The 25,456-nt window shown below is 35.4% G+C and carries 25 protein-coding genes and 1 tRNA gene; 17 read left to right on the top strand and 9 right to left on the bottom strand.

Features of this window, described 5'->3' with window-relative positions; all coding sequences use genetic code 11:
• Positions 1 to 279: 279 nt before the first annotated feature.
• Together thrS and CM19_RS04610 are read left to right on the top strand one after the other, a co-directional pair.
• Positions 280 to 1,896, top strand: a complete 1,617-nt coding sequence (thrS, locus tag CM19_RS04615; RefSeq protein WP_048099283.1) for a threonine--tRNA ligase — start codon at positions 280 to 282, stop codon at positions 1,894 to 1,896.
• Complete coding sequence (locus tag CM19_RS04610; RefSeq protein ID WP_048099282.1) at positions 1,896 to 2,387, top strand: methylated-DNA--[protein]-cysteine S-methyltransferase; 492 nt, start codon at positions 1,896 to 1,898, stop codon at positions 2,385 to 2,387. Before thrS ends, CM19_RS04610 begins: the two co-directional genes overlap by 1 nt.
• Here CM19_RS04610 and CM19_RS04605 read toward each other — a convergent pair.
• Positions 2,362 to 2,622: a hypothetical protein gene (locus CM19_RS04605; RefSeq protein WP_048099281.1), complete on the bottom strand. Its 261-nt coding sequence runs from the start codon at positions 2,620 to 2,622 to the stop codon at positions 2,362 to 2,364. The genes CM19_RS04610 and CM19_RS04605 overlap by 26 nt on opposite strands.
• Positions 2,623 to 2,929: 307 nt before the next feature.
• On the opposite strand from CM19_RS04605, the gene CM19_RS04600 reads away from it, so the two are divergent.
• On the top strand, positions 2,930 to 3,544 hold the full coding sequence (locus tag CM19_RS04600) for a ParA family protein (RefSeq protein WP_048099280.1): 615 nt from the start codon (positions 2,930 to 2,932) through the stop codon (positions 3,542 to 3,544).
• An 871-nt stretch (positions 3,545 to 4,415) separates the two neighbouring features.
• On the opposite strand, the gene CM19_RS04595 is transcribed toward CM19_RS04600, so the two are convergent.
• Positions 4,416 to 4,718 carry a hypothetical protein gene (locus CM19_RS04595; RefSeq protein WP_048099279.1) on the bottom strand — a complete coding sequence of 101 codons (303 nt, stop codon included), beginning with the start codon at positions 4,716 to 4,718 and terminating at the stop codon, positions 4,416 to 4,418.
• 179 nt (positions 4,719 to 4,897) lie between these two features.
• On the opposite strand from CM19_RS04595, the gene CM19_RS04590 reads away from it, so the two are divergent.
• From CM19_RS04590 to CM19_RS04570, 6 genes are all read left to right on the top strand, one after another.
• Entirely contained in the window at positions 4,898 to 6,211 is a 1,314-nt protein-coding gene (locus tag CM19_RS04590) for a glycosyltransferase family 4 protein (RefSeq protein ID WP_048099614.1), read from the top strand.
• Between the two features lie 8 nt (positions 6,212 to 6,219).
• Positions 6,220 to 6,744 (top strand): hypothetical protein, encoded by a 525-nt coding sequence (locus CM19_RS04585; protein WP_048099613.1) that lies wholly within the window; start codon positions 6,220 to 6,222, stop codon positions 6,742 to 6,744.
• Positions 6,745 to 6,781: 37 nt separating this feature from the next.
• Positions 6,782 to 7,204 carry a universal stress protein gene (locus CM19_RS04580; protein ID WP_048099278.1) on the top strand — a complete coding sequence of 141 codons (423 nt, stop codon included), beginning with the start codon at positions 6,782 to 6,784 and terminating at the stop codon, positions 7,202 to 7,204.
• Between the two features lie 82 nt (positions 7,205 to 7,286).
• Positions 7,287 to 7,637 (top strand): hypothetical protein, encoded by a 351-nt coding sequence (locus CM19_RS04575; protein ID WP_048099277.1) that lies wholly within the window; start codon positions 7,287 to 7,289, stop codon positions 7,635 to 7,637.
• Between the two features lie 432 nt (positions 7,638 to 8,069).
• Positions 8,070 to 8,219, top strand: coding sequence for a zinc ribbon domain-containing protein (locus CM19_RS13530; protein ID WP_081801227.1), 150 nt, complete (start codon positions 8,070 to 8,072; stop codon positions 8,217 to 8,219).
• Between the two features lie 213 nt (positions 8,220 to 8,432).
• Positions 8,433 to 9,119 (top strand): nucleotidyltransferase family protein, encoded by a 687-nt coding sequence (locus tag CM19_RS04570; RefSeq protein WP_048099276.1) that lies wholly within the window; start codon positions 8,433 to 8,435, stop codon positions 9,117 to 9,119.
• Here the strand turns inward: CM19_RS04570 and CM19_RS04565 are convergent.
• Positions 9,103 to 9,285: a hypothetical protein gene (locus tag CM19_RS04565; protein WP_048099612.1), complete on the bottom strand. Its 183-nt coding sequence runs from the start codon at positions 9,283 to 9,285 to the stop codon at positions 9,103 to 9,105. The genes CM19_RS04570 and CM19_RS04565 overlap by 17 nt on opposite strands.
• 516 nt (positions 9,286 to 9,801) lie before the next feature.
• Between CM19_RS04565 and CM19_RS04560 the strand changes: the two genes are divergently transcribed.
• From CM19_RS04560 to CM19_RS04545, 4 genes are all read left to right on the top strand, one after another.
• The gene (locus CM19_RS04560; protein ID WP_150111382.1) at positions 9,802 to 11,034 is read left to right on the top strand and encodes an arginine deiminase family protein; all 1,233 of its coding nucleotides are present in this window, start codon (positions 9,802 to 9,804) and stop codon (positions 11,032 to 11,034) included.
• Positions 11,004 to 11,450: a phosphate-starvation-inducible PsiE family protein gene (locus tag CM19_RS04555; protein ID WP_216604253.1), complete on the top strand. Its 447-nt coding sequence runs from the start codon at positions 11,004 to 11,006 to the stop codon at positions 11,448 to 11,450. The genes CM19_RS04560 and CM19_RS04555 overlap by 31 nt, the downstream gene beginning before the upstream one ends.
• A gap of 26 nt (positions 11,451 to 11,476) precedes the next feature.
• Positions 11,477 to 11,550: transfer RNA gene (locus CM19_RS04550), tRNA-Ala, on the top strand.
• A 154-nt stretch (positions 11,551 to 11,704) separates the two neighbouring features.
• The gene (locus CM19_RS04545; RefSeq protein WP_048099274.1) at positions 11,705 to 13,669 is read left to right on the top strand and encodes a 4Fe-4S binding protein; all 1,965 of its coding nucleotides are present in this window, start codon (positions 11,705 to 11,707) and stop codon (positions 13,667 to 13,669) included.
• Between the two features lie 18 nt (positions 13,670 to 13,687).
• On the opposite strand, the gene CM19_RS04540 is transcribed toward CM19_RS04545, so the two are convergent.
• From CM19_RS04540 to CM19_RS04530, 4 genes are all read right to left on the bottom strand, one after another.
• The gene (locus CM19_RS04540) at positions 13,688 to 14,674 is read right to left on the bottom strand and encodes a CBS domain-containing protein (protein ID WP_048099273.1); all 987 of its coding nucleotides are present in this window, start codon (positions 14,672 to 14,674) and stop codon (positions 13,688 to 13,690) included.
• 10 nt (positions 14,675 to 14,684) lie between these two features.
• The gene (locus CM19_RS04535; protein ID WP_235185622.1) at positions 14,685 to 15,968 is read right to left on the bottom strand and encodes a hypothetical protein; all 1,284 of its coding nucleotides are present in this window, start codon (positions 15,966 to 15,968) and stop codon (positions 14,685 to 14,687) included.
• Positions 15,883 to 16,530, bottom strand: a complete 648-nt coding sequence (locus CM19_RS13295; protein WP_235185621.1) for a 4Fe-4S binding protein — start codon at positions 16,528 to 16,530, stop codon at positions 15,883 to 15,885. Before CM19_RS13295 ends, CM19_RS04535 begins: the two co-directional genes overlap by 86 nt.
• A gap of 452 nt (positions 16,531 to 16,982) precedes the next feature.
• Positions 16,983 to 18,191, bottom strand: a complete 1,209-nt coding sequence (locus CM19_RS04530; protein WP_048099272.1) for an NAD(P)/FAD-dependent oxidoreductase — start codon at positions 18,189 to 18,191, stop codon at positions 16,983 to 16,985.
• Between the two features lie 968 nt (positions 18,192 to 19,159).
• On the opposite strand from CM19_RS04530, the gene CM19_RS04525 reads away from it, so the two are divergent.
• The 3 genes from CM19_RS04525 (at position 19,160) to CM19_RS04515 (ending at position 21,633) form a co-directional block, all read left to right on the top strand.
• A complete protein-coding gene (locus CM19_RS04525; RefSeq protein ID WP_052349456.1) occupies positions 19,160 to 19,606 on the top strand; it encodes a DUF309 domain-containing protein in 447 nt (148 codons plus the stop codon).
• Positions 19,607 to 19,790: 184 nt separating this feature from the next.
• The gene (locus CM19_RS04520) at positions 19,791 to 20,018 is read left to right on the top strand and encodes a ribosomal protein L13e (protein ID WP_048099271.1); all 228 of its coding nucleotides are present in this window, start codon (positions 19,791 to 19,793) and stop codon (positions 20,016 to 20,018) included.
• An 853-nt stretch (positions 20,019 to 20,871) separates the two neighbouring features.
• Entirely contained in the window at positions 20,872 to 21,633 is a 762-nt protein-coding gene (locus CM19_RS04515) for a tyrosine-protein kinase family protein (RefSeq protein ID WP_048099270.1), read from the top strand.
• Positions 21,634 to 21,833: 200 nt separating this feature from the next.
• Here CM19_RS04515 and CM19_RS04510 read toward each other — a convergent pair whose 3' ends face one another.
• Together CM19_RS04510 and CM19_RS04505 are read right to left on the bottom strand one after the other, a co-directional pair.
• Positions 21,834 to 23,177 carry a dihydrolipoyl dehydrogenase gene (locus tag CM19_RS04510; RefSeq protein WP_048099269.1) on the bottom strand — a complete coding sequence of 448 codons (1,344 nt, stop codon included), beginning with the start codon at positions 23,175 to 23,177 and terminating at the stop codon, positions 21,834 to 21,836.
• A gap of 594 nt (positions 23,178 to 23,771) precedes the next feature.
• Complete coding sequence (locus CM19_RS04505; RefSeq protein ID WP_081801209.1) at positions 23,772 to 23,969, bottom strand: hypothetical protein; 198 nt, start codon at positions 23,967 to 23,969, stop codon at positions 23,772 to 23,774.
• A 142-nt stretch (positions 23,970 to 24,111) separates the two neighbouring features.
• Here CM19_RS04505 and CM19_RS04500 point away from each other — a divergent pair, with 142 nt between their 5' ends.
• Entirely contained in the window at positions 24,112 to 24,522 is a 411-nt protein-coding gene (locus CM19_RS04500; RefSeq protein WP_235185620.1) for a hypothetical protein, read from the top strand.
• Positions 24,523 to 25,456: the final 934 nt, after the last annotated feature.

Below are 25,456 nucleotides of genomic sequence, written 5' to 3'. Positions count from 1 at the left end.
TGTCGTAGTCGATGTATATAGAAGTTGGAATCACTTCAACGAATTTACTAGTTATGGATGACAAGATCTAACTCGTATAGGTCTCACAATAAAATAACTTTTCAGTAAAATAACTTTTCAGTAATTTATCCTTCTATATTAACACATATAAAAACTCTCTATATAGCTTATGGCGTTTAGAGAATTTTGGGATGTCACAGTAGTTGCTACAAATCAATGAACTTAATAAACTAACTAGATATCAAAAAACCTTAATATCGACGTTTAGTTTTTTCTCTCATGGATGAGTACAGACAATTATGGCTTAAGGGCGCAATAATATATGCGATTAACCTGGTTTCAAAGGGATTCAAGGTAGTTGGTATAGGTTTAGGAGAAAGAGATTTTTACGTGGACATTGAGTCCGATTCTATCCTAAACTTAGAGGAAGCTAAAGAATTTGCAAAACCATCAAATAATGAGTACAAGATTAATGACAATAAACTATTGTATGGTAATCAAGAAATAGCTTTGAACGAAAAAATTACTCCTTCTGGAGATCCACAATACTTTGAGATCCTAAATATTTCAGTTCACCATCCCTCTCCAGATAAACAATATGTAAGGATAAGAGGTGTTTCTTTTGAAACTGAGGAACAGTTGAAGGATTACTTGTCTTGGTTAGAGAAAGCGTCAGAGACTGATCATAGGATAATAGGTGAAAAGTTAGATCTATTTAGTTTTCATGATGAAGTAGGTTCAGGTCTTCCACTTTTTCATCCAAAAGGACAAATAATTAGAAATGAGTTAATGGATTACATGAGAGAGATAAATGCTTCTATGGGATATCAAGAGGTATACACTAGTCACGTGTATAGGTCCATGCTTTGGAAAATAAGTGGGCATTACTTCATGTATAAAGATAAGATGCTAATATTTAATCAAGAGGACGATGAACTTGGAATTAAGCCTATGAATTGTCCAGCTCACATCATGATATTCAAGAGCAGGAGTAGAAGTTATAGAGATCTTCCAGTAAGATTTTCAGAGTTTGGTACAGTCTATCGTTGGGAAAAGAAGGGAGAACTTTATGGCCTTCTGAGAGTGAGGGGATTTACTCAGGATGATGGTCATGTGTTTCTAACTGAGGATCAAATAAAGGATGAAGTTAAGATACTAATTAGCAAAACTCTTGAAGTTTTAGGTAAATTTGGTTTCTCTTCCAACGATGTTAGATTGAATCTTAGCACTAGACCTGATGAAAGTATAGGATCAGATCAATTGTGGGAAAAGGCAACTTCTGCATTAGAGTCTGCACTTAAGGAACTTAAGTTAAATTACGTTGTGAAGGATAAGGAGGGAGCCTTTTACGGTCCGAAAATAGATTTTGATATAAGGGATAGTTTAGGCAGATGGTGGCAACTATCAACTATTCAGGTGGACTTCAACTTACCAGAGAGGTTTAAGCTAGAGTATACAGATAAGGACGGGAGTAAAAAAAGACCAGTTATGATACATAGAGCAATTTACGGTACTCTAGATAGATTTATGGCAATCTTATTAGAACATTTTAGGGGTAAACTTCCAACTTGGTTATCTCCAGTTCAAGTTAGAGTTCTTCCAGTAAATCAAAGCGTTCAAGAGTATGCAAAGACATTACTATCCGAAATGTTAAAGGAAAAAATAAGGGCAGAGCTCGATGATGGAGATACTCTGGCGAAGAGAATTAAGAGAGCATATGATGAGGCAGTACCTTATATAGTTGTAGTTGGGAGAAAAGAAATGGAGAACGGTACTTTAACAGTGAGATCTAGGGGTAATGTAGAGAGAGTAATTGATGCTAAGCAATTTATTTCTCTACTAAAGAGGGAAATAGTGGACAGAGATTTAAGCAATACTGCCGTAAGTAATTCATAATGATAATTTACGGACTATATAAGAGCCCTCTTGGATATATAACAGTCGCAAAGAGTGAAAAAGGCTTCGTAATGTTAGACTTTTGCGATTGTGCAGAAAAAGGTTCAACAAATAATGAAATGTTTACAGAGTTCTTTGATAAACTCGATCGTTATTTCTCCGGTGAAAGAGTAGATTTAAGGGAAAGAATTGACGTGTTTACAAATCCATTTAGACTATCAGTCTTTAAGGAAGTAATGAAAATACCTTGGGGAGAAGTAAAAACCTATGGAGAAATAGCTGAAAGGTTAAGTACTTCTTCTAGAGCTATAGGCGTTTCTTTATCAAAGAACCCACTACTGCTAATAGTTCCATGTCATAGAGTAATTTCAAAGGATGGATTAGGTGGATACTCAAGAGGATTAGAGATAAAAAGAAAATTACTAGAAATAGAAGGAATAAACGTTGATGAAATTATAGGGAAAATTAAGAGAGATCCTCAGAAGAAATGAATACTTTAACAGTAAATTTTTCCTGAACAAGCCTTCTTATCTCCTTAGCTAGAGGTAACCTGCTTTTTTGTCTTATAAGCAATATCTCGCCAGAATCTATATCATAAGACTTTATATACTCTATAATCTTTCCCTTACTTAAGAAAAGGTAAACGTCTGTCTCGTCATTAAGTATTCTTAAAGCTTTTCTCTTTTCATGAGGGGGAACATTTTGACAATTTATCAGCTTTACCATGTGATGAAGCTCGCCCTAAGCTTTATATATTTTTTTAGTCCAAAAAGAATCGTACTCTCTTTTAATCATCTTTGGTATTAAATGTTGTCTTTGAGGAAGCTTACTACCTTTCTGAGAGAAATTTTTTGCTTTGTTCTTGTATTTTGTTCAATTATTTGTTAAATTACTTGTTTAGTTTAAGGCATGGAGGAGATCTACCTTCACATAGAAAGAGCTAAGTTTGTCTTTTCTGTTAATCATTATTTAAACATTATCCCACTACATGCTTGCATAGATTTTAACAGTATCTTAGATATCTATTTGAGCTATGACGATTAAGATTTACGTTGTTGGGGCAAAAGGAGGTTGTGGGAAATCTACGATATCCTATCATCTTGCTTTGGAATTAAGTAAGAAGTATAACGTGTTATTGGTAGATCTTTCTGCATCAAGGACTATTTCGTTATTGTTTGGATTAACTGGAAGTCTGATCGAAGGTAATGATTACTATACTGAAAGCGAGAATCTTGGAATACTCTCTTTTTCTTCATACTTGAATTCTAAGGTAGATAAAGACATAATAAAGACAAGATATTATGAGGTCATTGATGAAAAGGATATAGTAATAGTTGATAGTCCAATCCACGTAGAACCTTTTTTGTATCTAGAGCAATCGATCTCCTTAATGAGATCGATAGTATTACCAATAGCTATACCAAATGAAATGATTATCTTAGCAACCCTTAACTATGTATCTAACTACTTTTCAGGATCTGTACAAGGTCCTCTAGTAGTTAATATGGCTAAAAATCCCCTTAGTGGATACTTTACAATTCCATTCTATAAGGATTTATTATTTAAGGGCTTTTGGTTAGTAAAAACTCCGAAAGAGATTGAAAAATTAGCTGAAATCGTTATACATATTAAGGAAAGTTTAGGATAACGAAGAATTTTAGGAGAGGTTCAAAAGATCTAAGGAATTCGTGAACAACTCTCATATACATAAAACGATCTACGAAGAAAGCCTAGTTGATGACTTTTGAAAGGTTCTCGAGCGACAAAAGTAGGTCAAAAGTTGATATCTTATTATCCTGAGGTTAGGGAGTGGAAGACTCCCTCCACAATGGAGGAACTTTTTTGACCTTAATTATAATAATAAAGTTAAAAATCAAGTTCTATTTGACGTTGAACAACTGGTTATGTTCCTAGATAACCAAGAGTATTGAGGTGCTGGAGATTGTGTCTAATAACCGTTTGTCCCTAAATTGTATCATTAGGTTGTTTACTGTATTTTTCCTCCTCTAGGGACTTTCTCCTAACCCACACCTTTCTTGATAGTACAATTACCTCCAGGTCATGGTCACAGGGCATCGGGATCAACCGCACGGATCCCTCTAGGTATCATCCCTCACCTTTGTGCACTGCACATCATTGATGTGGGATTCATCACAAAAATTTCCTAAAACATATCTAAAAACCTTTAGCTATCCTAGAGTAGAAACAGTTTCACGAACTCATCCCTTATAAGTCCATTCACTTTAGTGGAAGGAGGAACGTAACATCGAACTAAAAATTCTTTCTCTTATGTTTATTCCTAGAAATTATAAATTAGATAACTAAATACTTTCTATCCTCATCTGACGTCCTCACCGCCCTAAAGGGCGATGGTTCTCTTCAGAGGCGGTTCATCGGTTTCACCACTCTGGGGTCTCACAGACCCCTCATTGTGGTGGCTGTTGGGGTCGCCAGAACTCCCCCCACGTAATAAGTTTAAAACAGCTAACGAATCCCTATCAGCTTGAAAACCACACTTCTTACCTAGGTTCCCTTCCCTTGTTTGGGTTGTTCATCCAACTTTTCGCTATTGCTTGTCTTAAACACGCTATTGCTTGGTAAGAGGTAAAACTAAACTTCTCCCTTAACTCCTTGTACCACACTTGTTGTACTTTGTTTAATGAGATTGTGTACTCCCCATTTCTTTTAGTCCAAACTGCTTTATGTAGAAACCACTTTAAAACTAGGTTTGTCGCGGTCTTCCATTTTGAGAAGTTGATGTCCTCCTCTGGGCTAACCTTTAGGATTATTGCCCTGGTTAGTACCCATTCATCGGAGGACATACAAGATACCACATAGATCAAAGCTTTTAAAAAATAACCCCGCCTTAAAAGGCGAGGCTTGAGTAGTTGTCAAATTAAGAATTTTTTAAAATGATGAAGTTGGTTAATATCTATCTTACAAAGTATTACCAGTTCAATTTTAAGAATGGCTTTTTTAAGGATTTTGGCTAATTATGCCTATGAGGATTGCGATTAACACTCAGACTCCACCTGTTAGACTTAAGTTAACGTATAAGGATATATTGGAGAAGTATGGATATATTTCTTTACCATTAGATCTTAACGAACTCAGTCAAGATGATTATTATATATCAGTTGGAGGAGTTTCAAAAATGATGTTAAGTCTTCTAAGTAACTTCAAGGAAAGATCGAGGTGGGTAGCATTAGGACCAGGATATCCTCCTGAAATAGTAATGAATAATATGAACGTCAGTTTCATTGATTTATCCCCGGAAGTACTTTCACTTTATACAAAATTCAAGGAAGGAATTTATAACGAGGCGCATGGTGTATCTAGGTATGAGATAAATGGTCGAGAGTATATAGCATATGCAACATATAATTGGCTTTCAGCCCAGAAACTACTTGAATATTACTCAGATACCGACGTATTCTTTATAAACGACTTTCAGCAACTTCTAATTGGAGGAATAATAGGCCCTTCTGCTCCAGCAGTTCTATGGTATCATATTCCATTTGTACCAGAAAATATGGGAGAAAGATTAAGGGAGTTCGTAGCAAGATCATTTGAAGGTTTCGATTTAGTTATATTAAGTACTAAGCGAGATATGGAAGGTCTTCTTAGAACAGGGGCAAAAGTTAAGGCTAAGCAGATTTACCCCTTTATCGATCCTTCATCCTATAAAAAAGTAAGCGATTCGGACGTAAGATCAATAGAATCTAAATATGGCATAAAGGAAGATGACAAAGTTATTCTAGTAGTTGCGAGGATGGATCCCATAAAGAGTCAAGACGTTGCGATAAAAGCTATAAAGAATCTTAACGTCAAGCTAGTCCTTGCAGGCGATGGCAGTTTTACTAGTAAGACTTTAGGTCATGATAAGGCTAGCAATTGGGTAAGAAAATTGAAGGATATAGCAAAGCAATTTAACGTAGAGGATAAGGTAATCTTTACAGGTTACGTTACAGATGACGACTTGTTTTCCCTATATCAAAGATCGAATGTGGTGGTTCTACCATCAAACGTTGAGGGTTTCGGCTTAACAGTATGTGAAGGATGGAATTATGGGAAACCAGTTGTAGTAAGCAAAGGAGCTGGGGCTAGTGAACTCATAATAGAAGGAATTAATGGATATACGTTTAATCCTGGAGATTACAACGGATTAGCCTCTGCGATAAGAGATTCCTTAAAGGATGAAGAAAGGATTGGCCAAAGGGGATTGGAGACTTTAAGAAAATGTAGTGTTGATTATGCTTACGACCAGATAAAGGATGTACTTGAGGAAGCAATGGGAAGCTATGGGAAGAGTTGAGAGGATTGATGGTTAAGAAGTTAATAGAGGAAGCAGTAGAGGAAGCTGAAAAGTTTGGATCCTTATCGTCAATGTATTTTCTAGTTAAGAAAATATGGGCAGAATACGGGAAACTCTCTAGAGAGCCAATTAGGGATTATGATTTTACAGTGGATGATATAATTTTATTCTCTTTACACAGATCTAAACTAGAGAGAATACCGTTCTTTGTTTCATCGTTTTTAACTTGGTATTACCTGTCCAATCATTTTTTTGCTCAAGATCCACTCTTTTACTTTAGATGGGATAAGAGGATTTTTGTTTATAGTCCTAGAGTAGACGCTCACTTACTTTATTTAGCGAGGACAGGATACGTTAAAATTTCCAAGACTTATTGTCTTACTGAAAAGGGAAAAGAGGAGTCGTCTGTTAAGTTATCCTCGTTAGGTGAAAGACACTATAAGGAAATAGATTCGGTTCTTAATAACGTTTACAACTCAAAAAAGCTAAGGGATTTAAGGAAGATTGTAAAGGATACTATCTTCTTTAGATAGGAAAATAATTTATACTCTCATCATTCATGTGAATACAATGTTTGACGTAATTCTCGTAGCTTATGACGGAAGTGAAAACTCTAAAAGAGCTCTAGATTTAGGAATTGATTTAGCTAAGAAGTATTCTGCTAAGCTTTATGTTATTGAAGCGGTAGATGTGACAGTTTTCGAAAACGTTGGTATACTTCCACCTCTTTCTGCTGTTGAAGATATGGAAAAGAAAGCTAAGAAGGATATAGATCAAGCAATTCAATTAGCATCAAATAACGGTGTTCAGGCTAAAGGAGAAGTTCTAGAGGGTGAGCCATCTGAATCTATATTAGGCTACTCTAAAGAAGTTAATGCTTCAATTATTGTGATTGGAAGTAGAGGTTTATCTCGATTTAGAAAAGCCTTATTAGGTAGTGTCTCCACTAGAGTCTTGAATGAGTCTAGAGTTCCTGTTATGATAGTTAAGTAATGATTTTACAACCTAAAGCCTGTCTTTTAGGGTTATGGAAGTTAGCTAAGTATTTTTAAGGTAAGAAATGGAAGATTAAATAATGTTTACAGAATTAATGAAGGCAGTAGATTACTTAAATGAGGGGAAAGTTATAGAGGCTGGAAGATATCTTCTCGAACTTAGAAAAGGAGAAGAAGATGAGGACTTGCTTAAGGTTATGTCAGAAATTGAAAAGGAAATAAGGGAAATAGAGAACGAGAAAACGTATATGTCGTTAGAAACTAGATTTAAAGACGAAGTAATCCATTCATTAGATCAGTGTTTGCGATGTAGACAAGAGAAAATCAGGGTATTGTCGATATATCTTCTAGAAAGGCTGAGCAATGGAAACGAGATTCTTCTATCCATGATAAGATTGAAAGGAGAGGCTAAACCGAATACTTTTATCTAATTGAAGACTAACGTCGTTATAGAGAAGTTAGTTATGAATCTATTATTTTGAATTTCAATATAGAGATTTTCTCTTTCTGCACACCAGTTAGAATAGAAGTTGTTCGTTTCGAGATCTAGTAGTAATACATTAAATAAGGACTTTTACATTGTTAAGGTAAGTTCAGTCATATCTTCGTCAAATATTTGATTAACTGATATTCTATAATACTCTCGTTTCTTATGTTACAGTATTTTAACGTGCTATGATAAGCAAGCCTTAATGTTAAGACGTTTATACTACAAGATAGGGAAATTCTTCGCTGAGAACTATGACACGTTAATTATGGAGGATATAAAAAACAAGTAACTTGTTTCACTTTCAACTAGACTACTCTGACTTCATTTACACGACGTTGGTTTCTATGAGATGGGGAAGATATTCACTTAGCAGATAGAGAAATATCAAAAGGAATTCAAGCTAGTCAACCCAGCCTACACCTCAAGGACTTGTCCTCGTTGTGGTTACATCAAGAAGAAATGCCCCTTTCACAGAGGACTTTCTTCTATGAAAGTTGTGGATACATCGCAGACCGCGATTTAGTCGGTTCCCTTAACGTTTTCCCCGCTTCGGGGCGGGATCCACTGATCCTGTGAAGCTGACCCCTCTACTTAGTTAAATCCAACGCGAGGGTAAACGGTGAAGCAGGAAGCTCCACACTTTAGTGCAGGGTAGATCACATACTATACTCATATTACACATTTAACGTAGCAGTATTACTATAAACCTTAAATTTTTTAGAATTGGTAGACTATTATGAAAGCTCTAATATTAGCAGGCGGATTCGGTAAGAGATTAAGGCCTCTTACTGATGATAAACCTAAGCCTCTTATAGAGATAAGCGGAAAACCTATCTTGGAATGGCAAATTATTTGGCTTAGAAATTATGGTATTTCATCGTTTATAATTCTTGGTGGGTATAAAAAGGAGGTGTTAATGGAATGGATTTCCAAAAACTGTGGAAAATTAAAGGTTAGTTGTTTACTCAGTATGGAAGAGGAACCTTTAGGTACTGCTGGAGCGATCTATAACGTAAAGCAATTTTTGAACGATGAGTTTATCGTGATAAATGGTGATATATTAACCAACTTAAACTTGGATTACTTAAAAGAACCTGAAGGAGTAGCATCCATAGCCTTAGTTCCGCTTAGAAGTCCTTATGGTGTTGTCCAAACCTCAGGAAAACACGTTGTAAGTTTCGTTGAAAAACCTATCTTAAATGATTACTGGATTAATGCTGGGGTTTACCTATTAAAGTCCAAAGCCCTTGAATATCTTCCAGAAAAAGGGGATATTGAGAAGTTGACTTTTCCTATACTTGCTGAGAAAAAGCTCTTAGTAGGGAAAAAATTTGATAACGTTTACTGGAGATCTATAGACTCGGTAAAGGATGTTGAGGAAGCGAGCGAAGAAATTGGCAAAGCTTTCAAGGACTTAGTATAACTTCCTCATCCTCATCTAACCATTCCCTAAATACTTCTTCGATTCCTCTGTCTTTTATTTGCTTTAAGAGAATGTTAAACTTTTTTTCCATAAGTTCTCCACAATCATCTGGCATCATTTCCTTTAGAATTTCTACTGCAAAACGTATAGCTTTTATCTCGTCCATATTTTTTATAAGGATTAAAAATATGGGAGACTCCTCTAACACTGTTTACTAATGAAAGTCTGATCTTTACCTTAGATTCAAATTAGAGATAGTAAAAATAACTATATATAAAATCAAGTTTACTTGGACTTATTTATGCTAGGAAATTTATTCTAAGAGAAGTAGTAAGAAGTTTAATCAAGACTCATTTCTTAGATAGAAGATACAAGACTTCCATTAACTCCTTTCATCCATTTCTATTTTTGAAAGAGATTGGATGGTGTATGTTCAGTTTTTTCTGATTTTGTTCAATGTTTTTGGAAGTATTTGGCTTATCTACTTCCTCGTTTCTCCAGAAGTTTACTTGAATTTTAAACTTTTTTCATTTTTGTTTAAGGTTTCGTGGGATGTATATGTCTGATTATAGCACGTTTCAATTAAAGGTGTCGATTCCCAAAATCTTTTATGTTATTCCCCCTATATAATAGCTATGTCTAGGGAACATTCGCTAATACTTATTGAAGTCGGTGAGGTTAATTGTTACGGGTAAAATCTGAGTGGGATGACCTCAAAGCCGTTTTGGTTCATGAACCTGGAATAGAGATGTTCTATGGCGTGCTTGATCCTAACTCATTCCTCTACATGAGGAGGTTTAACATTTCTAAAGCTGTAGATCAACATAGGTCTTTACAGGAGTCATTTAAGGAAATGGGAGTAGAGGTTTTGAAACTTAAAGAATTGATTATTAATTCGTCAAGGACAAATCCATCATTTAGAAAGTTTTTAGAGACTACTGCCTTGAATTACATTAAATTTGAAGGAGATGGAGAAGTTGAGAAGAAGGCAAAGGGTTTTATAAAAGATATAGAAGATTTAGATGATGAAACCTTATTTAACGTAATCTTGTTGAGTCCAACCGTTCTCTCTCATGAGGCTTTGGGGACATCGGATTATTTCACTAGAATACTAAATGAGGAACCTTTGGCCAACCTTTACTTTACTAGAGATCAGAGCATAATAACAGATAAGGGTCTAATCATAGGTAGGATGAGTAAGAGGGCAAGATCTAGGGAAACTGTGATGATTAAACTTGGATTCCTTGCTCTTGGAGAGAAACCAATTAAAGAAATTTCAGAACCCGCTTTCCTTGAAGGAGGTGACTACTTGGCTTTAGACGATTTTGTAATTTTCGGTACTGGAGATAGGACAAGTATAGGCGGAATAGTTCAAGCTATGGAGGCTGTAGATTTTGACGAGGTAATAGTTGCATATAATCCTGTCTTAGAACACTATAATGATTATGCGTTAACTATGCATTTGGATATGTATATTAATTCTCCAAAGCAGGGCGTTATTGTAGGAAATCCGGATATTCTATCTAACACTACTGTAGATGTATACGAAAAGAAGGAGAAGGGATATACGAGGAAGAAGAAGTGCTCTCTTCTCTCTTACTTAAAGAGCAAGGGACTTAGAATCATTTCTGTCTCTCTAGGAGAGCAGCTGCTATATGCTACCAACTTTCTTACTTTAAAGGATGGAAAGTTTATCTCTCCCGATGTAAAAAGGAATCTTAATGGAGTTAAAGAATATCTAGCAAGGAGAAATTATGAAGATCTCCTAAATAAACTTAAATTGAAGGATGAAGTATTCCCTGAGACTAGAGAAGTAAGAGAGGAAGGTCTGGATTTTATTGTGGTAGATGTCTCAGAGTTAACTGGAGGTTTTGGTGGAATACATTGCATGACAACAGGGATAAGAAAGAATTAAGCGTAAGAATAAACAGGCTAATTATAAAAACAACTTCAGTTCTGGTCGAGGCTCTTCTAGTTATAGGATTAGCTTTCTCGTTAGTTAGCGCAATTATTGAGTCAATACAATCCTTCTCTCTTGGTTTTATAGGGGTAGCAGAAGTTATTCTGGAAAATGTTCTACTCATCATTGTTTTCCTTGAGGTTTATCTAAGCGTATATGACTTTTTCCAAGGTAGAGGGAGGAGTATAGTTTACGTTATAGATGCTACAATATCTTTTCTTTTAAGAGAAATTATAATTGACGTAATAAGTGGTGCAATAACGCTTGAGTTTATGTTAGCTATTGGTGTTATTATAGGAGTTGCATCAGTAAGTAGGTATTTGGTTACGAGAACAATTAGAAGAAATGTTAGAAGGATCCAGAAAAAATAATTACTCGATTAAGGAGATTAATTTATGGGCCGGTAGCTCAGCCTGGAAGAGTGCTCGGTTCGCACCCGAGAGGTCCCGGGTTCAAATCCCGGCCGGTCCACTAATGATGAGCGATGGGCGGCTTGAATTGTGATGATTACCACTGCAGCTCTGATTTATTTTTATGTTCATTTTCTGTAAATTATGTTAATTTGACTCTAGATATATGACTACTAGTTTATATTTAGATTATTTTTAATTATAATTGGTCTAACATGTCCCCTCATCAATTAGCTATTTTAGTTTACATCATAGGAATGATGGCTATAGATTTAGTAATATTCTATTTTTCAGTTAAAATAGAAATGACTAGTAAAAGGGGTATATTTTTCCTTTCCTCGATTCTACTGTATATGGGGGTTGAGGCTGTAGATATTTCCTTAATTCTATTTAAAAATATGTCAGTTTATGTGGAACCAATTAGTTTACTTTTAGCCTCAGTTCCTATAATTTTATCGACAACTGTAAAAGATACTAGGATTGAATGGAGAAGAAATGCTCAACTTTCTCTACTGTACGCTTTAACAGTTGTTGTTGATGAATTAGCAATGGGATATGCTTTTTCCTTGGCATTTGGCCCACATCTAGGTAATCCAATTATAGATTCCGTAAGTAATATAGCGTTTGGGTTTATGATGATGGTCGACGCTATATTTTTCCTAATTTTCTCAGTTAGGGATATAAAGGAATGGGCTCTCTTTACCTTCGCTTTTTCTATGGCTTTTTTGCCTAACATTTATATTGATCTGTCTAAATTTGCCGAATTTTATGCATCAATTATCTCTAACATAATCATGGTCATAAATATAATAATGCTATACCTCATGGAGATTAGAAGTAACATAAGCTCAAGAATTCAGATAATTTCCTTAACGTTAGCGTTCTTTAACTTATTTATGATGGTTGGCCTAACAGGATTTTCAGCATTTATGAACTTTTACTTGATCTCTTTGTCAATGCTTTTGTCAATGGTAGCGTACTTTTTACTTACATTTTATAAGATAGGCGAAAGAAGAATAACGAAAACGTGGAAATATCTTTTCTCCTTTTTAGTCCTGATCAATGCTACAGAAATAATTATGGCATTTGGAGAGACAGTCCTTGCGCTAATTCTAGGTATGAGTGGAGGAATAATGAAGGGAATGAGTACTCATATAATAACACATAACGATATGCCTTCAATAAATCACATGGCTAACTCAATGCAAGGCATCCCCCATCCTTTTACTGGCCTTTGGTGGCTATTTCCAATTAACCCACTTTCAATGACACTTTCGGCTTATCATTCAGCCTTGATTTCAGGAGAGCTTTTCGCCTTCTTCTGGAGTTCTTTCATTGCTATAATGATGGCTACTATGACTCCTTACTACGTGATAATGATGGGTGCGGAGATGGCTTTCTTGGTCTATGAGAGGTTTAGGACAGTTAAGACAGGTAAAGTCAAGACTTGGACTTTAATCATCATCTTAGGAATTCCTCTTTTTGTGGTCTACGTTCCATATTACACTTCATATTATATATTTGGAATGAGTGGGATGATATTTCCAGTTACTTTGCTTTCTTTTTCGATTTCCATACTTATCATAGTATTTGCTTCCTCTCTATTTGGAAGAAGGGTTTACTGTAATTTAACGTGCATGGCAGCTCATATGTGGACAAACGCATTTTATGATCAATTTAAGGCAAAAAGGAGTAGTAAAATATGGGATTACTTAAGATGGTTATTTCTAATACCAATGATAGTAGCGTTTACGCTTTACGTTCTGTCCGATTTCCACGTATGGGCTCAACCAGTAATTGCTGGTAAGCCGTTAAATCCCTTAGATTTTTACGGAATGTTTACTCTTAATTATGTGTGGTGGTTCTTTTACTTTACTACCCCAGTATTCGGTATTTACTCTTGTGCAAGGCAAGGCTGGTGTGGTTTTGGAACTTTTTCTGGAATATTTAACAAGGTTTTATTTAAGATTAGGGCTAGGGATCCTAGTCTCTGTAGAAATTGTAAGGCTCATTCTTGTGATGACGCATGTCCAATAAAGATTCCAATAAGTTCAGACGTAACTAAAAAAGGTTTTAGCAATAGGATAACTTGTGTTGGTTGTGGAGATTGTATTGAGGGATGCGATAATCTAGAGATTATTGATATAAGTTCTTATCTTCATAGAAATAAGGGGAGTTAGAATTTTTTGAAAAATAATCTAATTATTTTTACTTATCCAAACTGCATGTTTAGCTATCTCTTTTACGCTTAACATTCGAAACTCATTACCTCTATCAACTGGTAGATGTCTAACGTTATGTTCTATCATAAACGCTACAGCTCTAGCTATTTCCTCATTGCCTGAAATAGGAGGGATTAATCTAGGTTCAATTCTCTCGTTAAACGATTTACCAGAGGCTAACGCTGAGGTAAGATCTCTAATTGAAAGTATACCAACATTCTGATTTTCCATAACTAGACAAGCTTTGAGATTATTTTCAGTTAAAGTCATATAAACATTAGAAATTGTTGTATCTTTTATGACTGGTACTTTCACTGTATAATTAACTACTTTGTCCTTAGGATTTATTGGGAATATTCTTTCTTTTATGGGGAACGTTAGTGATGATGCTCTGAGTATATCCCTTATCGATAACATTCCGCTTAGAGACCCATTCTCTAACACAGGAAGATGTCCTATTTCAGCATTTAGCATTATATTAAGAGCCTCATCCACTAACGTTTTCCCTTCTACCGTTATAGCGCTATTAGAGAAATGTAAAACTCGATCTTTTTCTCTCTTCATCGCCCATGCACGTAACACATCACTCTCTGTAATTATTTTGATCTCATTTTCCTCTTGTATAATGAGTGAACCTATGTTCAGCTTACTCATTAAATATGCAGCTTCTTCGATCCTAGATGTGGGATTCACCGTTATAACCTTTCTATTCATATATTTTCTTACTCTTGAAAGTGTCAGTTTTGCCCTTATCGGAACTTGCTCTTCTTCGCTTAGCACTACTATGCAATTGTATGGGCAAGCCCTCATACAAGCTTTGCAACCAGTACAATCTTCAGGTCTCACTAGCTCTACAATCCTACTCGTCTCACTAACTTCTAAACATTGAGCTAAGGCACAAGCCTTTGTACACATGTAGCAGCCGACACAACGATCTACATCTATTATTATAACAGGTTCCACTCTAATCACCTTAAAATGGAGGAGTAGCTTGGAGAGGATTGTAGATCAAGTTACCTAGATATGGATTGTAAAAGGGAAGCGCAGGATTATTGGGTGACGACATCCAATACGTAATTAACATAAAGGTAAGTCCAAAACCTATAATTACAGTATAATAACTTGACTTTCTTAAACCGTCACTTTCCGCCATTATATCTGAGGCTCTTATTCCTAAATACATTCCAAACGCAATAACTCCTTCCATTACCAGCATAACCCACCATGCTGCCGTTGCATTCAAGGGGTGATTTCCAAGAGAGTGCAGGATTGTTAATATTCCGCTATCTGTGGGCAGTATGCCAGTTGATTTACCTAGCGGGTTTAAGATTTCTCCCAATATTAATGGCGAACCTCCAAGGAACTTCGGAAGATTTCTTGCAAGTATTGTTGATGCAAATATTGGTATTAAGGCATAAGACAACGAAGTAAATCCCCATTTTAATGATATTCCCCTCCTCTGTTCCATTTTTGAAACTAGCAGTAGAACAACAACTGGTATACTATTTATTGCAAAATAATCTAAAGGATTTGGATATCCATATGTACTATATCCAAATTGGCTTAGACTCGGCACTAGTAGTCTAGCTATATTTTCCCACCCAGTTATCGCGCTAAGGTACATATCTATCATAGTATAGAACGGTAGCGCGTTTACGAATTGAAACAGGACAACTCCAGTGAGTATCGCAACTGATAGAGCAACGTCAAACCTTTTCTTTCCCCCAGTTAGATCGCTTAACCATGGGAATTTCTTTATATTCCAATCAATATTTTCATGTGGACACGCTTTGTAACAATCTGATGCGAGTCCGCACATTGGTGAATTTTCTTTGCTTCCAGGTGACGCAAACCATGGGCATCCAAAGGATTTGTCGTTTCCTTTCATACAATCTTTCGTGTTGCAGGATTTACACACTTCTGAATTCTTTGCCCTAAATGTTCCAAGGGGAGAGATAACCGTAGTAGCAGCTAACGGAGCGCTGAGTGGACATATAGTTCTGCAGAAAGTTCTATCTTGGAATAAAAGACTTATGAATAGCTCTAGCCCTCCAATGTAAATTAGCACTACTGATGTAAGCATAGGAATTCCTGGTCCACCTATGTTGTAAAACTCTTCCATCCAAGTTAAGACAGAAAATCCAACAGCTGAGTAAAGGATTGTGCTATACTTAATTGGCCATCTTAAGTTTAGTCCCAAGTTTTTTATTTCTCTTTTTCCAGGGATGAAGTCTATGGATCCATTCAGCTTGTCCACTAAATGGACATGTCTGACACCAAGCCCTACCATTTGCTATCCAAGTCAGTAACCAAAGTAAAGGAAACCAAAAAAGCCAGCTTATATCAGACGCAAAGTTTACTAAAGATATTCCAGAGGATCCTAAATATTGATATCCAAGAAGTCCAGTTATCATTACTATATAAAATATCACAAAACTAGGAAATATTATGGCGAAGTGTGCCCAACTCTTTTTAAATAGCCATGAAACAAATCTCGTTACAGGGTTGTTTCCTTCTAATAAAGAAGGTCTATGTTCGCATAATTCATCAACCTTACTTCTTACTTTTGTTGGAGGCGAGACAAAAATCCAAGAGTTAGAATGAGACTTTACTTTGGAGTCTATTATGAGATTTACTGAAAGCACTGTGAGGGCTGTAGTAAACAGTAATATTCCACTCTCTATAAGAAGAACTTCTCTTAACTGTATTGAAATCCATGTAAATATCCCAGTTATTACTGTGGCAATAGCTGCAAAAAAATTAAAATTTCTCTCATAATTTTTAATTCTTTTAGTTATTTTATACTCTACTTCTTGCATATTTTCACCATTTTTATCTATATTTATACATGATTAAACCTATTTGCATATATTTATCAATTTTCTTTATTCATGCTTCTCTTAAAAAGATAACTTTTATTCTATTAAGTTGATTATGTCCTATAAATAAAAGGTGTTTAAATTTCTTAAACAATTAAAGGAAGGTGTTCTATGTTAAAGCAAATTAAATTAATTAGTTTTATTTCTAGATAAAATATATTTATTTCCTAAAGAAGAATTAATCATGATCTATAAATCTACTAGCACAAGGAATTAAGCTATTTGCGAAGTAGTCCTTAAATTCCTTTAAGGGCTGATGTTCAGCTTAGAGTCCATTATATTCTAGTGGACTCGGTAAAGACTATAAAAAGAAAATAGTGAGTGAATAAGAACTGGACTTATTTTTGACGTATATTTAAGATAAAGTTAAAAACATAATTTTAATTAAAATTCTAGAGTAGCGTTTTAAGATCATACCCTTCGTCAGAAATCTTATCCTTTTTATTTGATACTGTAATTTTCTTTAGTATAATGTCGTTAAGAGTGGTTAATTCTTCTGGAGGTCTATTAAAAGCTACATAACCATTTACGACTCCCCCTTTTATGTAAATGACGTTAAATGAGTTGGTCTCAATTTTTCCTCTTACTATTGAATCATCATAGTCCCTTGTTTCTCCTCCTGATTCTATATGTATATCAAATATATCAGACCATACCGTTGATAGAAAGTTATATTGAACCTCCTTCCCCATCATATTTTTTGCAGCTAATTCACCCATGTATTGTGCATTGTTCCAGTGTTCTATTCTTTTTCTCTTCCCTGATAAAGGGTCAATAAAGTTAGCTACATCACCAGCCGCATAGATATCCTTTACGTTTGTCTCTAGATATTCATTAACCAGGATTCCGTTATTAGTAGATATTTCGCTGTTTTCAGCTATTTCAACGTTGGGTTGTACACCTATTGAGATTAAGATCATATCTGTTTCTATCTTCTTTCCGCTCTGCGTGATAACGGCTTTTACTTTATCTGTACCTTCGAAGTCCTTTACTTTTTCATCTGTGAGAATAGTTACTCCTTTACTTTCTAAGTACTCCTTCACGTATTTAGATACATTCTCGCTAACAAAACTAGACCAAATGTAAGGTAAAGCCTCTATTACTGTTGGTTTTTTACCTAACTTCGCCATACTTGCGGCTGCTTCAACTCCTATAAATCCTCCTCCTATAATTACAGGATTCTTAGAGTAGGAAAGAGCCTCCTTTATTGCATTACAATCCCTAAGGGTTCTTAAGTAAAACACGTTATTATACTCCCTTTCTAAGCTAAGATGTCTTGGTCTTGCCCCAGTAGCAATTAACGCTTTCTCAAACTCTATTGTTTTCCCATTTTTTAATATAGCCTCTTTTTTCTTAATTTTCTCAACCTCTGAGTTAAGATATAATTTGACAGGGATAGAGGCATAGTAGTCTGGAGAATTAAAGTAGGGTTTATCAATTTCTCCTCTTAAGTACTCCTTAGAGAGAGGAGGCCTATCATATGGATAGTCCTGATCTGAGCTGACCATAGTCACTTTTGCATTGTTTTTTAGAAGGTCTAACATAGCAAAGTAACCGGCAATACCGCTTCCTATTATTAAATAGTCTGTCTTTTCAGACATATATGAAATAGGGTAAAAATTATTATTAAATATTTACCTTGAGAGCCGTTAAAGATGGGAGACCAACAAGTTTAAGTATTTTTCAAAAAACTTTTTTCTAAATTCTTAAAGCTATTTCAGTTAATTACGAAATTTAAATGTTCAAATCCTTTCTAGCTAGCAGTCCTACTTAGGCCGTGAAAATTCTACGTGAGTCATGACTTTTAGACTAGTTTCAGAGAACACGTCAAGGATTCTTCCCAAAGGAGGGAGAATTTATGCATTTAAAAACCTTTTAGATCACATAAGTGATAACCTAAAGAGCCTTGGAATAAAGCTAGGGCATGTCTCACCGTCTATTAAGTTAAGACCTACTCAAACATGAAATGGAGTTCGAGTTTATGGACGAGTATTGCTATATCCATAAGGCCTTGGACATCACCACGTTCTACGCTAACGAACATCATAATGTCCTATTAGCGGAATAACCTACACCTTGAAAGTCTTATCGAAGACCTCAGAGATGTGAGGAAACCTGTCCATCTAGGATATTTACACTCTCAATATTTGCAAATGTAATGCCTAATGAGACTGCTTTTACGTCTTAAATGTTTTTTATGATATTTTAGATTTTCCTTCTTTATGTGCATATAGAATATGTTTTGAGAGTTATAGTGAAGAGAGTAAAGGACTCATGGATCGAGGAACTGTTTCCAATTTTAGGATTAATTAATTTTTATAACTTTTCAATTGATAAAGTAGTACATAATCCATAGATCAACGAGTCTAACGTAATTTCTAAAGATCACGACCTCTATACAAGATTTAAAATCAAGAAAGGAGACCCTTTTAATTAGGGAGATCGACTTTAGATATTGAGAGGAATATCGACCAGAGGATTAGGGTAGTTAACTCAAGAAAGCCGTGTTATTTCTCTTAAGTTTTCGACGTCATTTGCGAAAATATAAACGCAGAATCACATAAAAAGTATGGAAAGGAAAATATACTTTTATGATAAGGAAAAGTATTTTCCCCTAATAAAGCAGTTCTTAAGGGAAAGAGGTATAAATGTAATAGACGTTAGATTATGTAAATATATGGAAGTTGATGCAGAAGGCAATGTTGAGGACATTTTAGGAAAGGCAAATTTTATTGTAGACACTAAAAACCTTGAGGAGGGGAACTTTTTTTATCTCTTCTCCGAAGGAAGGTTTTGGGAGGCTCACGAAAGCTTAGAAAAAATTTGGAGAACTAAGGACGGGAAAGAGAAGGACTTTCAACAGTCATTAATCCTGATAGCTACCGCTATGCTTAAGTACTGTAAGGGAGAAAAAGATATTGCCTTTAAGTTAATAATGAATGCTAGGGAGATATTAGGTAAAACAACTAATAATGAGCTATTAGAGTTTCTCAAGAATATAATAGTTCAAAAATAATATCAACTATTTTTTGTTCAATTAGATAAATATTTATCACGGTAATAACTACCTTGCCTTTTGCTAATCAATTATTGAGAAATGGTCTATCTAATTGTTACTCTTTTCCTATAGAGTGTCTTAGTGTATCTATCAGTAAACTAAACAAGATAAAATCTAAAAATCCCAGTGAAGAAGAGATATTATGTCTTCCCAAACCATTAAGCCTCTAGTTAAAAGGCCTAGATATAAGTTCATTCCACTGAATAAGCAGAGAAAAATTAAGCTAGGAAGAGGTTTTAGTTTGGGGGAATTAAAAAAGGCTGGAATCACCTTGTCAAGTGCGAAGGAGATGAAAATAAGAGTTGATAGAAGGAGGAAAACAATCAATCCAGAGAACGTTGAATTACTAAAAAAGGTAAAGAGTAAATGAAGCTACTATCACAGCGTGATCCATTCTAGGGAAATTTAAAAGCAAAGGGCTTTTCAAACATATATTGATTTCGAAAGAGATTTTTAATTCTGCATAAAGTAATGATAGATCTAGTCTTAAGATCGCAATGAAAATGAAATTAAAGTATTCAAACTAAGTGAAAAGGGATCAACTTATTTTAATAAGAGTTGAGATAAAGAAGATCCTCAGGAGGGTATAATACATATTATATTGAATGGGTTTGGGTTTTACGGACATTTATTTCCCTAGAACCCTTGGGCTTCACTACGTTCTGAGCCCATCATCACGATCCATTAGACGGCTAACCCACCAACACTACCGAAGCGTGTGTGCGGTCTCCGCACACTTTAGTTTCTAATCCTTCACTCTTTTGTAGTCCCTTCTTCGGTCTATAATATTCTTCTCTAAGACAAATTAATTTTATGTTGAAAAAATATTTTGGTGGAAAAACCATGAAATGCGTAAAAATGTCCTATTTAAGTGAAGCTACTTTTAACGGCATATGACAGTTTTTCTTTTAGTGTCCTTGTATCTTATGGGATTATCTTAATGAACACGTAGGAAGTGAAGTAGTGTCGATGAAACAATTAAACTAAAGCTTACGTATTCCTGGATCCATAACTTTTACACCATAGCGGATTTACAAGATGTTCTTAACAAAGGAAATCCGCATTATAACTATTAGAAAATCTGTCTGAAGACTAATCAGGAGATTGAAAGAAAGTTCAACATAGTCCACTTGATCTATTAGCTACTGAGTAATGAATCTGTTAGGGTTAATTTTATAACCGATATATAATAAAAAAAGGAGGGTTTGTTCTTGAGGATATCAGTGTTAAGTACCAAAGGTGGTGTGGGGAAATCAACGATTTCGCTTCTCCTCTCTAACGCTTTAGCTGAAAAAGGATTTAAAGTTCTTTTGATAGATAGAGATCCGTTAGGATGGTCATCAAGTATAGCAGGTATAAAAGACATAGGATTGGTTCAAACAATAATCAGTAAAGATAACAAAAAGATTAGAGAAAGATACTATATTGATCGTAAGGTGAATAATGGAAAGTTGGGTATACTTAAACTGTTTGGACAAGGTCCACATTATATATCGGATTTAAAGTCTTATACAGAGAAGGACGTGAGGGAATTTGAGGAAAAATACGTTGAAATTTTGAATCAAGGATTTAACTACTATGTTGTAGATAATCCATCAATGGTTACATGGAATAGTGAGGAGGTCATGCTGGAGTTGCCTATCTTTGAGAAATATGTTAATGCCAAAATAGGAAGAATCTATGTTACAGATTACAGTGAAGTTACACTTTCTTCAATAAGAAAATATATAAACATTTTAGAAGGAGATAAAGCGAAAAGAGGGGAGTACTTAGGGATTGTCATGAATATGGTTCCTCCTTTTCCTGTAGATATTGAAAGAGCTCGACAGATGTTAAAGGATTTTAATGGGATGAAAATTATTATACCATTTGTTGAAAAGCTTTTCTCATTAAGGAGTATAGCAGATTTAAAAGTTCCTGCCGAGATCCGTGAAATCATTGATTATATAAGCACAAAACCCTACCCCCCCCCCCCCATTATCTAAAAGCTAAAAATAAAGTAAATTTTTATTGAATTAATAAGAAAAGATCAGAGATTACCTCATTGAAGGATAAGATTACATGAATTTCTTTGTTCAATAGTTGAAGAGACCAACATTAAAACTTTAAACTCATACAGGTTGAGAATTAAACTCTTTAATGTAGATCCAAATTGGAATAAAACCTTAAATTTCTATTGGAAAAATTATGGGGTATTTATTTTTGTAGCCTTTCTCATTAGTAGCGTAAGCTCTTCTAAAGGAGTTGGATGGGGCTGACTTAATCTAGCTATATCATAGGTAGTTAATCTTTCACCTACAGCCAAAGCCAGTTCACCTATTAACATATCTGCATCTTCTCCTATAACTTGAGCTCCTAATATTCTTTGGCTTCCCCTTTCAATAACGATCTCTATCCACCCCTCATCGAATCCCTCTATTTGATCTCTCGCGTCTTGGGCTAAATTAAACCTTCTAGTCTCTACATCATATCCCTTCTTAATTGCGTCTTCTTTCCACATTCCAGTCCAGGCAACTTGAGGTGTACTATATACCGCAAATGGAACAGCGTTATAGTCCATTTGTACAACTTCCCTATTTCCTTCTAGGATATTTTGAGCTGTTATCCATCCCTCTAAAACCGCAACGTGAAATAACATGTATTTTCCATTTACGTCTCCTGGTGCATAGACATTGTCTATCATAGTTTTCATGCCATGTGTAGTCTCTATCTCGCCCTTTTTCCCTAGCGAGATACCGTGGATTAGTGCAGTGTTCGGTCGTCTTCCTGTGGCTATCAAAGCTTCATCAAACTCTCCTCTCTTTCCATTTGTAGTGAAAACGGATTTCTTCTCATTTTCGAGCTTTAGTCCAGCACATCTCTCCTTGACTATCTCAACTCCTAGTGAATTTAACGTTTTTTCTAAGAGATCTTGTACCTCCTTTGACGTCTCTGGAAGAATTCTAGCCCCGAATAAAGTAACTTTTGATCCAAGTTTAGCAAAAATTGAGGCCATTTCTACTCCAATGTAACCTCCTCCTATGATTGCTAATTTTTCGGGTAACTCTCTAACTTTTGTTCCTGGCATTAATAGTTCATGTGTAGTTATCCCCCCTTCAAATCCTTCTGGTATATATGGATAAGCTCCAGTAGCTATCACGATATACTTAGTTGAATAGGTCTTATCTTCTATTTTAACGTGGTTTTTATCTATAACTTCTCCTTCCTTTGGGATAAAGGTAACGTTGTTATACGTTCTCAATTCTTCGCTGTGTTGCTTAAACCTTCTCTCTTGGACTTGATCCTTCCAATCCACTAGCTTAGAAAAGGAAACCTCGGTTTTTAGGAATGACAACCTTTTGGACGAATCCAAAAAGTGAGATCCGTGCCAATATGTCTTAGAAGGAATACATCCCTCATAAAGACAATTTCCTCCAAGTACTCCCTTTGGTTCAGTGAGAAGCACTTTCATACCCCCTCTTGAAAGCTCAAAGGCAGATGTATATCCTGCTCCTCCGCCTCCTAGAACTATTACGTCAAAGTCAGTCATATAATGATCGTGCTTTTAGAAGTTAAAAGCTTTGGAATTAGTGATATCCTTTTCAATGAAGTGGAGTGTACCCCATTCGGGGTTAAGTTACAAGGTAGTGATGAGCTATCTCGCCAAATCCACGAGGTAGATAAGAGATGAGTACGGATAGAACTAGATTTGAAAGTGAGATTATGAAAATGAACAATAATACCAGATGAATAACAGATGGAAGCTTCGTTCTTCACCAGATCCAAAATCGTAATAGTAAAAACTTGAATATAACAATTTCTATGTGATTTTGGATCTAGGGTTCAGAAGAGTAGGAGATTCTTGACACATCCTCCTAATATTTTGGGAGATTTAGGGCTGCCTCCTAAGTCTGTGGACTGGAAACCTCTATTATGCATAAACTCTTCTGATGTTGTGTATAGTGTCCCCCGAGGAAGCAGGAAATCCCTATCGTGAGGTATTGATGCTCTGTCTGAAAGGTCGTGGTAGTTAGCCAGGTCCGTTTTCAGCTTAGGAGTTCTCTACTTCATGTTCCATTAAATTAAGGTCTATAAAACTGACCTCCTCCCCGCTCTAAAGAGCGAGGGTTCCCCTCAGAGCGGTTCATAGGTTTTGATCCATACGTTTCACCCTCATAGAATCATAGCTATCTGGTACTACCAGCCCCGATCCTCTCGTCCACGTATAGACCAGTGGGGTGGTCTTACCCCAGCTTATCCCTATCCCTCTGGTGATCCCACCATCATTAGGACTCAGGATTATGGATATGTTAAACGCACCGACCAAGTCCGCGCTATACACCTTTTATAAACTTTTTTTGATATCATCCCCGCTCTGAAGAGCGAGGCTTTCAGTTGTAAAATTCTGAGTAAATGAAGGATCAGATTTGTTCATAAGGTGATATAAACTCAAGCTTTAAATATAGTTGTTTGGCATCTATTTTATGATAAGAAATTACGTAATCGGCATAATAATAGTGCTCTTGATAGTAGGCGCTTTAGCATACTTATACTTTAGTGGTTACTTCTATACCGTGAAAGTAGATGGGATAAGAGTTAGTTATCAAAACGATCTTCTTGTAAAATATATAAGGACAACGTATAGTAATTCAACGTTTTCACTTCATGGTGGGCGGGTAATGGAACTGACTCTCAACATGTCCTCTTCAATACTCCCTACTCAAATTAGTGGTATATCTATCTCTCCTCCTTTTAGGATATACTCAATAAGTCCGTCTATCCCATTTACTATAAAGAGTGGATCATACGAGCTAATCAATATAACTATTGTAGCTCCAATGGGAAACTACAACGGTCCAATAAGCATAATAATAAACGGTCAACCCACTCTATGACTAATATGTATATTCTTCATCTTAATACTGCTATGGAGATCAAGGGATGAGAGATCTTTTCAGGGCATAATATCCCACAAACTACATAAGCCGCTTTCTTTTACCCTCTTTGTATCAGAAAGGAAAGCCATAGTTGACTTGATGAAGTAATACGTTAATCCGTGGAATAGTGAATCTAATATGATCTCTAAGACTCGTAACCTCTATGGAGGTTTAGGTAAATAATCTCGAAATGAGAACCTCCCTGTAGCTGTAAGGAAATAGCGTCTTAAATTTTATGCAGAAAGATCAGCTAAAAGATCTGTATAGTTCACTTTATATCTCTATATTAATAATATCCTTCAAAGAATAGTTATTCCTTCAGTTATTTTCAAAGTAAGAAACTTGAGTCCTTTACCTATGTTATTTCCGGATTCTCCTCCTTAAAATGGAAAGGAGAGTAATACTTTCAATTTATTTAGGGATTTATGATTCCTAGATTTCCTGTGGAAATAAGGTCTTTTCACTTTTCTAGTAATATGTTGTCAAGTTAACTTGTGGTTAACTCGACAAATGAAGGCGAGTTAAAGTCAGGAAAGTTAAATCCCTTAATCTCTCTGGTCTAAGGGAGTGTGGATAAAATTATATCCAACCTTCTCTTCTTGTCTACTAAGTATTATAGTAAAATTAGAGGAGTAAAAACTGCTATTTATCTGATAGAATAGAATATAAACATATAATCTACAATGTTCTAGCTTTAATCTGCTATTTCTACCGAAAAGCGAGATTTAGAAGATTTATATTATACAAAGCAATACTAACCTCCTTGTTTTCTGGTCTCTAGAGTGAAGAGGACAGTTAATTTTCAATTTGTGTACGAAACATGTTTATTATATATCTCTAAATTATTCAGCTATTTTAAATTATATAATCGAGATATTTATGTCTGCTTTGT

This window comes from Candidatus Acidianus copahuensis (genome assembly GCF_000632495.1).
In the GTDB taxonomy this organism is placed as follows: Archaea; Thermoproteota; Thermoprotei_A; order Sulfolobales; family Sulfolobaceae; genus Acidianus; species Acidianus copahuensis.
The sequence above is the reverse complement of the archived record's forward strand: the minus strand, read 5'-3'. Positions and strand labels throughout refer to the sequence as shown.